This is a genomic window from Acetobacter sp. (assembly GCF_047721705.1).
Classification (GTDB): domain Bacteria; phylum Pseudomonadota; class Alphaproteobacteria; order Acetobacterales; family Acetobacteraceae; genus Acetobacter.
The window spans coordinates 1-10,949 of record NZ_JBDNXK010000099.1 but is presented as its reverse complement, the minus strand read 5'-3'; the positions used below and the strand labels follow the sequence as shown (position 1 = coordinate 10,949).

At 53.9% G+C, this 10,949-nt stretch carries 12 protein-coding genes and 1 tRNA gene; 6 read left to right on the top strand and 7 right to left on the bottom strand.

Translation table 11 applies throughout. From position 1 onward, the window contains the following. From ABF824_RS13730 to ABF824_RS13710, 5 genes are all read right to left on the bottom strand, one after another. Positions 1–1,200: cache domain-containing protein (locus tag ABF824_RS13730; RefSeq protein ID WP_415489569.1), on the bottom strand; the 1,200-nt coding region annotated here is incomplete at its 3' end. Positions 1,201–1,296: 96 nt separating this feature from the next. Next, positions 1,297–2,694, bottom strand: a complete 1,398-nt coding sequence (locus tag ABF824_RS13725) for an MATE family efflux transporter (protein ID WP_415489568.1) — start codon at positions 2,692–2,694, stop codon at positions 1,297–1,299. Positions 2,695–2,898: 204 nt separating this feature from the next. Continuing rightward, a tRNA-Thr gene (locus tag ABF824_RS13720) sits at positions 2,899–2,973 on the bottom strand. Positions 2,974–3,046: 73 nt separating this feature from the next. Then, on the bottom strand, positions 3,047–3,460 hold the full coding sequence (dksA, locus tag ABF824_RS13715) for an RNA polymerase-binding protein DksA (RefSeq protein ID WP_415489567.1): 414 nt from the start codon (positions 3,458–3,460) through the stop codon (positions 3,047–3,049). A 126-nt stretch (positions 3,461–3,586) separates the two neighbouring features. Continuing rightward, a complete protein-coding gene (locus ABF824_RS13710; protein ID WP_415489566.1) occupies positions 3,587–4,042 on the bottom strand; it encodes a flagellar assembly protein FliX in 456 nt (151 codons plus the stop codon). Between the two features lie 151 nt (positions 4,043–4,193). Between ABF824_RS13710 and ABF824_RS13705 the strand changes: the two genes are divergently transcribed. From ABF824_RS13705 to ABF824_RS13695, 3 genes are read left to right on the top strand one after another with little or no spacing between them, the layout of a single operon-like run. Then, positions 4,194–5,345: a flagellar basal body P-ring protein FlgI gene (locus ABF824_RS13705; RefSeq protein ID WP_415489565.1), complete on the top strand. Its 1,152-nt coding sequence runs from the start codon at positions 4,194–4,196 to the stop codon at positions 5,343–5,345. Beyond that, entirely contained in the window at positions 5,342–5,659 is a 318-nt protein-coding gene (locus ABF824_RS13700; RefSeq protein ID WP_415489564.1) for a rod-binding protein, read from the top strand. Before ABF824_RS13705 ends, ABF824_RS13700 begins: the two co-directional genes overlap by 4 nt. Beyond that, positions 5,659–6,054, top strand: a complete 396-nt coding sequence (locus ABF824_RS13695) for a flagellar protein FlgN (protein ID WP_415489563.1) — start codon at positions 5,659–5,661, stop codon at positions 6,052–6,054. Before ABF824_RS13700 ends, ABF824_RS13695 begins: the two co-directional genes overlap by 1 nt. An 80-nt stretch (positions 6,055–6,134) precedes the next feature. On the opposite strand, the gene ABF824_RS13690 is transcribed toward ABF824_RS13695, so the two are convergent. Beyond that, positions 6,135–6,638 carry a hypothetical protein gene (locus tag ABF824_RS13690; protein WP_415489562.1) on the bottom strand — a complete coding sequence of 168 codons (504 nt, stop codon included), beginning with the start codon at positions 6,636–6,638 and terminating at the stop codon, positions 6,135–6,137. A 460-nt stretch (positions 6,639–7,098) separates the two neighbouring features. On the opposite strand from ABF824_RS13690, the gene mtnA reads away from it, so the two are divergent. Beyond that, on the top strand, positions 7,099–8,199 hold the full coding sequence (gene mtnA, locus ABF824_RS13685; protein WP_415489561.1) for an S-methyl-5-thioribose-1-phosphate isomerase: 1,101 nt from the start codon (positions 7,099–7,101) through the stop codon (positions 8,197–8,199). A gap of 183 nt (positions 8,200–8,382) precedes the next feature. Continuing rightward, positions 8,383–9,279: a DUF2272 domain-containing protein gene (locus tag ABF824_RS13680; RefSeq protein ID WP_415489570.1), complete on the top strand. Its 897-nt coding sequence runs from the start codon at positions 8,383–8,385 to the stop codon at positions 9,277–9,279. A 34-nt stretch (positions 9,280–9,313) separates the two neighbouring features. On the opposite strand, the gene ABF824_RS13675 is transcribed toward ABF824_RS13680, so the two are convergent. Next, positions 9,314–9,709 (bottom strand): rhodanese-like domain-containing protein, encoded by a 396-nt coding sequence (locus ABF824_RS13675; RefSeq protein ID WP_415489560.1) that lies wholly within the window; start codon positions 9,707–9,709, stop codon positions 9,314–9,316. 152 nt (positions 9,710–9,861) lie between these two features. Here ABF824_RS13675 and ABF824_RS13670 point away from each other — a divergent pair, with 152 nt between their 5' ends. Further along, a complete protein-coding gene (locus tag ABF824_RS13670) occupies positions 9,862–10,902 on the top strand; it encodes a cysteine synthase A (protein WP_415489559.1) in 1,041 nt (346 codons plus the stop codon). Positions 10,903–10,949 lie beyond the last annotated feature (47 nt).

Below are 10,949 nucleotides of genomic sequence, written 5' to 3'. Positions count from 1 at the left end.
GGGGGAAAGAGCAACCTGTTCCAGCGCGGTCGTCTGGACAACTGTCTGCTGGCGCTCAAGGGAGAGCTGTCGTGTGACACGCTCCGCTCTTCTCTCCTGCCGAACGAGCAGACCGGCGAGAATACCCGCCAGCACGATAATGATCCCGGAAAACTGGATGCTCTCCTTACCGCTCTGCCGGGCGAACTGGGCAAAATCATTCTCTGGCGCCACGATCAGCAGCACCCAACCATCGGAGGACGGCAGAACCTGCGCCATCCCGATGTAGTTATCACCTTTCTGCTTGAAAGGATGAGAACCGGAGCCCCTCACGCGATAGATGTCGTAAATGCGGCGGAAAGTCCCCTGTGTCTGGGGATCGAGCACCATCTTGGATGGGTCGCCATGCGAACGGGCCACCACGCCATCAAAGCCGTGTCCGGCTATAATGTGGCCATCCTTGTCGAGGATCATGGCGTTGCCGTTCGCGCTGATCTTCAGTTCATCCAGAAACTTGCTGAGAAGATTCAGCGAGACGCTGATCGCGAAAACGCGCTGCACACCGTCCACACCCACAAGCGGAACTGAACCCGTTATGACGAGCTGCTTGGTGCTCTGATAGATTGTTGGCGCTGTCCAGGAGAATCCCTTCGCCTGCACGGCATTCTGAAACCATGGCCGCGTCCGGGGATCGTAATTATCCGCTGTATTTTCGTCCGAACGGATAAGCTTTCCCTGCTTGTCGTAGAAATCATGATGAAAAATCAGCTGATTGTTCTTCGTGATCAGCTTCGTCCGTTCAAGACCGCTTCCATCCGGACTGCGCTCGACAAGATAGAACCCGCCATTCTGGTCGCCGAGATAATACGACTGAATCTGCGGCACTAGACGCAGCATGGTGGAGCCGTAAGCATAGAATGCATTGGCTGCCACACTGGGTGGAGCGTGACTGATGAAGTCTTGTGCAAATGAACCACCGACGGTCGCTGCGCCAAGATAGCTCGTTACATCCTGCACCACATAGCGCTGGACGGACATCAGAAGGGTGTGGGTGAGCTTCAGAACACCGGCGCGGGTTGTCCGATAAGAGTGCCAGCCAATTCCTGTGATGGCGATAAGGATGAGGCCCACCGTCGCCACAGGCACAACGACCTGCATGAATTTCTGGCGCAAGGAGACGTCATTCTGCTCCATCGGGTCGACGATCTCTTTTGCAACCAAGACCTTCGTGCCTCTCAATCTGGCACGCAACCACTGTCACGCGCGGGAACCTTCGCTAACGAAGTCTTACCAAGAATTATGAGGCAGTAACAACACTTACCCAATAGGCGTGAGAGGACGATGACGCCAGATAAGAAGCCAGTACAATGCGCTGGCCAGAAAGATTGAAGAGAAACTGGCCGTATATCCCAGCCAGACACCCCATGCTCCATACGTCTTTGCAAAGAGATAGCCGGCCGGAAGTTCAATCATCAGAATGCAACCAAGCATGATGGCCATCGGGGGAATCGTATCGCCATTCGCCCGCATCGCCGCACCAAGAATTCCCCCTAGCGAGAGAAGGACCGCGCTCCACATGACCGCGCGAAACGCATGATTGGCGATGATCATCACCTGAGGATCTGAAGTGAACAGCCCCGACACCCAGGCTGGTTCAAACGACACGATGCTGGCCAACAGTCCCGTCACCATCAATCCGACAATAAAGCCAACCCGAAGCACTGCACGAGCGCGCCCAGGCTGCCTTGCGCCGATCGCATGGGAACACAGAACCGAAACCGTGATGCCAACGGCCATGCCGGGGAATTCGATATAGGTGAGCGTCTGGGTAAACAGCCCGTAAGCCGCCGTCATGTCCGGGCCAAAGCTATTGATGCGCCCCACGAGAATAACCTCGGCAAGCCCCTGAGTGGCGATCTCAATCATCGCTGGAAAACCTAATCGGACCACGGAACGCAGAACCACTGGAGCCGGCAGCAGTTCGCGCATCATTGCGCGGCATGGGGCAAGCGGGTGTTGAGACACTCTCAACCAGCACCCGACAAACACCAACGAGACAATCCATCCCACAATACCCGTGACGGCGGCACCGGACACACCCAGGGGACTGACGATCAGGACGGGTGTCGCAACGATGGAGATCAGAATCTGAACACCCATCATTGCCAGTGGACGGATATTGTCCCCCGCTCCCCGCAAGGTGATGGCAACGGTGATGAGCAGAACCAGTGCGGGCGTGCCTGCAAGAAATATCCGGCAGTAGGCTTCAGCTGGCCCGGCAATTTCGGTGGGCACGCTGAACAGCCACAGCATGGGGATGACGCCCCACTGGCCAAAAATGGCGATCGCTCCACCAAAAACAATGGAAAGCGAAATGGCTGCGGCAACCGCAGTTCTCGCCTGATCGAAGGCCCCCGCTCCCCATTTTTGTCCGACGAGCACACTGGCTCCCGTGCCCAGCCCTACACCGCAGGAGACCAGCACGAGCAAAAGCGGGTAAAAAGTACTGGCGGCGGCGAGGTCCTTCGCACCCAGCAGATGACCAATATAGATGTTGCTGATTGTCCCGGAGAGTGACTGCAGCACGCAATCGAGCAGCACTGGCAACATGAACAGGAGAAACGCGCCGAGAAGTCCCCGTTTTTCTTCCGGAAGTGTCGTTGCAGGCATATCGGCGCAGGCAACCGACTGCGCCGATATATTTTTATCGTTCAAATGGTCACGTAGCCCTGTCGACAAGAGAAGTAACGGCCTTGCAAGCGGCGGGTCTTCAAGCAGGAATGAGAAAGAGACTTCTCAGACACCAGACGCCGCGTTTTCACCGCCATGAGCGGATCGGTTTCTATTGGGAGATAGTGGAGAATCAAAGCCATTTCGCGAAATGTCATGGCTGATGCGTTTTATAAAACGCAAAGAAACTGGTGCTGCTGGCGAGGATTGAACTCGCGACCTCTCCCTTACCAAGGGAGTGCTCTACCACTGAGCTACAGCAGCGCTGCGGGGGTTCCTACAATTTACACGTCTGGTCGGCAACCCCCGAAATCCATCAGAACAAAACTTTTTAGAGTCAGTCGTCCTTGTGAATCTTTTCCATACGTTCATGGCGTTCCTGCGCTTCAATGGAAAGCGTTGCGATAGGACGAGCCTCCAGACGTTTCAGCCCAATCGGATCGCCCGTTTCCTCGCAGAAACCATAAGTTCCGTTCTCAATTCGCAGAAGAGCCTGATTGATCTTGCCAATCAGCTTGCGGGCGCGGTCCCGTGTCCGCAGCTCAAGCGCACGATCGGTTTCCACACTGGCACGATCCGTGACGTCCGCCTCGTGTATGCCGCCCTCGGAAAGGCTCGCCAATGTGCCACCTGATTCCTTCAGAAGGTCAGCCCGCCATTTTATCAGCTTCTGGCGGAAGTATTCCGTCTGCAAGGGATTCATGAACTCTTCGTCTTCAGACGGTTTATAGTCTGGAGGAAGTGTTAACATGGTCCGCGTCTCCGTTTCGTGAGGCTCAACCCCTGACGATTTCGCGGCTTATAGCGGCGCGAAGCGTTCGAGCCAAGTTCCAATTGACGGGAGCAGATATGGCCCGGAACCACGAAACAAAAAGCATCAAATACCTTCTGAATCCGCCCCTTCTTGATCCATGTCATGGATTTTATTTTTTTTCATCCGAGCCGTTTCAATGGCGACCCGAACCTGAATGGAATTGGCCAAACTAGAAAGACCGCCAGCATCACCTTCCGGAAGGTTGCTGCATAGAGTATCCAGTTCATTCAATAACTGTTGAGATACTTCTCCGCCTTCCAGAAGGGCTACCTGAAGCTTTCTGAGCGATCCCAAGGCATTATCGCTCCAGCGCGTTATCTCCTGCTCCATTTGATAGAGGTCGGAAGTGCCTGCCTCCTGCAAATCGAGCAGCGCCCGCCCTACCGGAACAGAAGATGTGACAGGAGTGGCTTCCGGCGTTTCTTCAGGCAGAGAAAACGCAGTTGTCGGCTCTCCGGCCCGGTTTCGGCGCGTCGTCTTGCGGGGTGTTATGGGCCCCAGAGAGTTGATGCCTCTCATTTCACTCATCCTCATTGTGCGTGGACGGCAAGGATCGTTTTGTTAAGCGAACTGGCTCACCACAATCAGACGGGCCGCGTTTGTTCAGAAAATATTTGCTCTTCGCGCCGATACTCTGCCTCAGAATTATTGACGAGCGGCAAAGAGCAGAATGAGTCTTTTTTTCAACGGGACTACAACAAAGGTTAAAGCGATCTGGCGTCAGTTATCGGCGTTCGGACTTGTTGTGAGCCTGTTACTTCAGTCCTTTCCGGCTCACGCTTCCTTCGTTCGCGTTAAGGATATTGCCGATTTTGAGGGGGTAAGAACAAACCAGCTGATTGGATACGGGCTTGTTGTCGGCTTGCATGGAACCGGCGACAAACTGACTAACGTTCTTTTTACCCGTGAAACGCTGATCAGCATGCTCAACCGTCTGGGCGTGAATATCCGCGATCGTGAAATCCAGCTTCAGACCCATGATGTGGCCGCTGTGATGGTCACAGCTGATCTCCCTCCTTTTTCACATGGTGGTGGTCGAATCGACGTGACGGTTTCCGCCACGGGCGATGCGACGGATCTGACGGGAGGCACGCTCCTCGTCACGCCCCTCATGGCCGCTGACGGCGAAGTGTATGCTGTCGCGCAAGGATCTCTGGCGACCAATGCCTTCAGTGCCCGCGGCGCGGCTGCTTCCATAGTGCATAATATCCCGACCAACGGCCATATTGCCAACGGAGCCGTGGTCGAACGAGAGGTGCCTGTTGATCTCGTCAACAAAAAGCATCTGCACCTTTCACTCCGAAACCCCGACTTCACGACCGCAAGCAGAATAGCTGCGGCGATCAATTCCCGTATCGGCGCCAATATCGCGACGGTGACCGACCCCCGCACCGTTGAACTCGATCTGACGACGCGAAACAGCGTGGAATCCCTGTCGCGCATCGGAGATCTAATGGTCGAACCCGATACCCTCGCAAAAGTCGTGGTGGACGACGCAAGCGGCACCATTGTGATCGGCAATGATGTTCGCGTGAGTACTGTGGCTATCGCTCAAGGCAACTTGACGATCCAGGTCACGGAAACACCTCAGGTTTCACAACCCGGGCCAATGTCGAATGGCACAACCACGGTGGCTCCCAGAACATCCATCAACGTCAACAATGGCAACAATGCCAAGCTTGGCATTCTGCGAAATGGCCCGACGCTTAGTGAACTGGTTTCCGGTCTGAATGCACTAGGCGTTGGCCCACGCGACATGATCTCAATTCTTCAGGCCATCAAGGCAGATGGTGCCTTACAAGCTGATCTGGAAGTCCGATGACCCAAATCGTGAAAAATACGTTGTCAGCCGTCGATTATAATGTGCCGCAAACAACGGCCGCATCCTCCAACATCGATCCAAAACTATGGAAAGCGGCCACGGATTTTGAATCCATGACAATCGGTCAGATGCTGCAACCCATGTTTGACACGGTCGATACCTCGAAGGGTTTTTTCGGTGGCGGCGTAGGTGAAAGCAGCTTCAAGCCCATGCTAACTACGGAAATGTCCAAACAGATCGAGAACAACGGCGGCCTGGGCCTTGCTCCTTCGCTTTATCATCAGATGCTTAAAATGCAGGAAGGCAAAAAATAATGGAAAATGCTCTGACTGTTATCGAGGAAACGACCGCCCTTCTGGAAGAAGAGAACAGCAATATTGCGAGCGGCAATATCGCTATAATAAATGCCTACCTCAATAGAAAAGAATCTTTGCTCAACCGCGTAGCCAGTCTCTCGGTCGATTGCGAAAAAGAAAATTCTACAGACAGATGTTGCTCGGAAGACCTACTGGCTGCCGCTCAGAAATTTGAAACAACCCTTGAAGAGAACCGAGCTCTGTTAAAAAGGGCCATGATAGCCCAGTCGCATATCGTTCAACTGCTGACAAATGCGATCACGCGCTCGCAGGACCAACCGCACTACGGCAAGAATGGCCGTTTCAATTCACTCACTGGCACCGCAGGACAAGCCTACAAAAGGCACGCCTGACACATAAGAAGCACTCACCCCTAAAGGTGCTGCTGGATAAACAAGAAAGCCGCCTCAAAAGGGCGGCTTTCTTTCAATCATCAGCCGCGCGAACTGGCACGCTTGGAAGCTGTCTTGCTTCGAGAAGCAGCCCGACGGGGTGCAGCTGCTGCACTTTCGGCTTTTTCTGCTGCCAGACGGTCCAGACGCTTCTGCTTCCGTGTAGCCTGCGTGATGCGCAGTTTTTCTACCGCAGACAATTTGACTGGAGCAGCTTCCTTACGGGTTGAGGCCTTTACTGCACTTTTGGTGGCGGTAACCTTCGGGCTCACTCTGGACCGGGTCTTGGTTTCAACGCTCTTCTGGACGCGGGCCTTGGGAGCCGACACCTTGGTCGTTGCGGCAGGTGCAGCTTTCCGTGTTGCTGCTTTTGGAGCGGCAACCTTCGCAGTGGCGGTAGCTTTGCTGCGCGTGCGTGTTTTTACCGGCTCCTCGACTACGAGTTTAGCGCGTGTAGCTGCGGTCGTTCCGGTCTTGCGGCGCGGCGCCGGCTTGGCAGCCGAAGAAGAAACTTTTGTTTCTTTACCTGAAGGTTTTCTAGCCATACCTTTATCTTACCTTGTCAGCTCCATCAGCCTGTTTACAAACAGTGATGGTTATATAAAACGATCTGAAAGCTCTTCCACCCTCTGCGATCTGCCTCAGCGATACAGACAGTTTCCACGCCAATTAATTCGATGCCAATATAGATTGGCTATTGGGTTTGCAATATCGAAGAAGTCTTTTTTGTAATAAAGAATAACACCCACTCTTTCCATTCGAAAGAATCTGAATGCATCAATTAAAAACTCTCTTTAAAATTTCAAAAACATTCAGAAATAAGAATTATAGAAAATATCTTTCCGTTTAAGAGATGCCACCCATTCCCTATACGCACATCGCATTCATAAAATCACCCGACGGTGTAAAACGATGTGCGCGCAATCATATTTGCGTTTGTGAACGTGCTTTTGTTTCGCTAAATGTTTCCCACAATCTCCTCTCCTTCAACCATTCAGGCGCATCATGAAAATAAACGGCACAGCCTATCGCAGTGTGTGGGTCGATCCGACCGACGAAAGCAGCGTCTGCATTTTTGACCAAACCAAGCTGCCTTTCGCTCTCGAAATACTCCACCTGAAAACAGTCGACCAAGTCGCGCAGGCGATCGTCACAATGCAGGTTAGAGGCGCACCATTGATCGGGGCAGTAGCGGCCTATGGCCTTGCTCTGGCTCTTGATAAAGATCCAAGCGATGCCTCAATGGAGCAGAATGCCTCCATGCTGGCGAACACCCGCCCGACGGCCATCAATCTGCGGTGGGCGCTCGGGCGCATGCTCGCCAAACTTCGTGAAGTGCCCGAGAAAGATCGCAGGGCTGAGGCCTATGCGGAAGCTGGTCGTATCTGTGATGAAGATGTCGCGCAAAATGAAGCCATTGGTCGTCATGGATTGGAGTTGATCCGTGACATCGCAAAAACAAAGAAAAATGGCGAAAGCATCAATATTCTGACGCATTGCAATGCCGGGTGGATTGCGACTGTGGACTGGGGAACTGCTCTTGCGCCTATTTATATGGCCCATGATGAAGGCCTGCCCGTTCATGTATGGGTGGATGAAACACGCCCGCGCAATCAGGGTGCGGCGCTGACCGCCTGGGAGCTCGGAAGCCATGGCGTCCAGCATACCGTGATTGTGGACAATGCTGGTGGCCACCTGATGCAGCACGGTCAGGTTGACCTCGTAATTGTGGGGACTGATCGCGTCACGGCTCAAGGGGATGTCGCCAACAAGATCGGCACTTATCTAAAAGCGCTGGCTGCACACGACAATGCGGTTCCATTCTGGGTTGCCCTCCCTTCGACAACCATCGACTGGCGTGTGACGGATGGCATCCGGGAGATCCCGATTGAAGAACGCTCCCCCACAGAGGTCACACTGGTTGCAGGTCAGGCCGCAGACGGCACAATCCAGACTGTCCGCATAACACCAGAAACCAGTAACGCGGCTAACCCGGCCTTTGATGTCACCCCTGCCCGCCTTGTGACAGGCCTCATCACCGAGCGGGGGCGCTCCGACGCCAGCGCCGAAGGGCTGCGTTCCCTGTTTCCTGAACACACAAACTGACTCTCAGATCATCTCGCAGGATGCGGCAAAAGAGAATCAGCCTCACGTGGGGGCATCTTCCTCTCGCGGGCAGTTGGCGTTAAACAATTCCAACTGCTTGCCACGGTAACAGATTGCGGCGAAAGCAGTGTTTTATCGAGCGGGAGAACCAGAGGAAGCTCTGGTGGGTAAATGGCCAAGACAATGACCAGAAAAGCCGTCATGTTGTGTGTAGCTTTAGCTGCGACATCCTGTGCACAACAGCCTGTTCGATCAATTACTCCGGTGCAGACACCTGTCGCGCAATATCGCAATAGCGTCGGACCTCTGGGTTATGATTCTCATGTTCCAGATTTCGCCAGCCGAAACTTCACCCCGTTCAATCGTCAGGATGTCGTCGCGATCGCCATGCGCGAATGGCGCCTTTTCGGAATGCCGGTCAATGACGATGACCCGGAACTCCGGCCTGAACCGACCACGGCAAGCGTAAAACCAGAACGCTCTCCCGGCCTGTGGCAACGCGTGGGCGAATACTGGTGGATCGGTCAGGATCCGCAGGAAACCGAATCATCATGGAGTGGGAAATATGATGCTGACGGGCGAATTTTCCCCTTTGAGCACGATGGGCATTACGCGTGGTCCGCTGCCTTCATTTCTTATGTGATGCGCGTAGCGGGCGCGAATGAGCGCTTCCCCTACTCGCCCAACCACTCCACCTACATCAATGCCGCTGCATCCGGGCAATCAACCGGCCTGCGCGCCCATGACCCTGCAAGCTACATCCCCAAACTGGGTGATCTCATCTGCACAGGACGTGGTGGCAGTAAATCCGTGCGCTTTTCCAGCCTGCCAACTTCGTTCGGATTTCCGGCCCATTGCGGGATTGTCGTAGCGACGGGCCAGAATGGGCAGCCGTTTGGGCATCAATTGAGCATCATCGGTGGCAATATCGACGATGCTGTGGCGTTGACGCATGTGCCAACAGACGCAAATGGGGCTATCGCGTCAGCGGATGGGCACAGCTACGATTCCCGTTATCCGTGGTGTGCCGTCCTCGAAGTGGTGTACGACGCTGAAACAGAGCCTGATGCTGGCCAATAAGGGAGGCATTCAGGTCCGCATCTCCGGCTAGCTGTCAGTTTTGACGCCACGGCAAGCCTTCGGCTTTCCAGCCGGAGACAGATCCTCGATGGCTTTCTTCATTCAGCGGTCCTTCAAAACCACTTGCAACGTTGAAAACCGTTCCAAAACCAGCCTGTCGCGCCGCAAGCGCGGCAGAGGCGCTCCGGGCTCCTGAACGACAGATGAAATAAAGAGGCTGCGAAGGCTCAATACCGGCAGATTTCAGCTCGTCGGCAAACCGTCCATTCACCAAGCCCCCCAGGAATTGCCAGCTGATCGTGTAAATTCTCTGCCCAATGGAGGAAAGATCTGGGACTCCGACAAACTGCCATTCCTCTGGTGTCCGCACATCAATGAGACAGGCGTTCGTGCCTTCTCCCAAAGCGTTCCACGTCTCGCGTGGGCTCACGTCTTTAACCATCCTACCTAAAACTCCAACCGCTCAACTCTAAGAACAATCGCACATCCATATTTTCAGGAGTGCGCCTCTGTTGCAAAGCAGATTGCATGTGAGGGCAACACGCGCTAGCCCCAATCTCAACAGGAAGAAAGGCACACAGAATGAGCTCGACATCCTCCACGTCGTCATTTCCCGGCTGGACCACCATTTCCCCCGATATGCCCGGCGCCATCGGCGGCACTCCTTTGATTCGTCTCAAGCGAGCTTCCGAGGCAACAGGATGCGAGATTTTCGGAAAAGCCGAGTTTATGAATCCAGGCGGTTCAGTGAAGGATCGAGCCGCTCTCGCCATTATTGTAGACGCTGAAAAGCGTGGCGTGCTGAAACCCGGCGGCACGATCGTCGAAGGAACGGCTGGCAATACCGGCATTGGCTTAACGTTAGTGGCGAATGCGCGTGGCTATAAATGCATCATCATCATGCCCGAGACGCAAAGCCGTGAAAAAATTGACTTTCTTCGCATGATCGGTGCCGATCTGCGACTTGTTCCGGCCAAGCCTTACCGTGATCCGGGCAACTACGTGCATGTTTCACAGCGCATTGCGGAAGAGAACGGTTTTTTCTGGGCCAATCAGTTTGATAACGTAGCCAATCGCGAAGGACACCGCCACACGACAGCGCCTGAAATCTGGACCCAGATGGATGAACGCGTGGATGCGTTTACCTGTGCGTGCGGAACGGGAGGCACTCTGGCGGGCATCGCATTCGGACTTGATGACTGTGCACAGAAAATAGGTGTGAAACGCCCACGGATCGTACTCGCCGATCCTGAAGGATCTGGTCTTTATGGCTGGGTAAAAAATAATGATCTTTCTGTGAGCGGCTCTTCTATTACAGAAGGCATCGGCCAATCACGAGTAACGGCTAATCTGGAAGGCGCCCCTATCGACGATGCCGAGCGAATTCCAGATCCTGAGGCACTTGAACAGATTTACAGTCTCCTGATTGATGAAGGTCTTTCTATTGGTGGCTCATCAGGAATCAACATCGCTGCTGCTATTCGTGTAGCGCGGCGCCTCGGGCCGGGACACCGGATTGCGACCATTCTCTGTGATGGTGGCGCAAGGTATCAATCCAAACTTTTCAATCCGGAATTCCTGCGTTCCAAAGAACTGCCGGTGCCGTTTTGGCTTGATAAATAATCCAAAATTAGTGGTATATCATTCTGATTTTGCAGTATATTTAATAT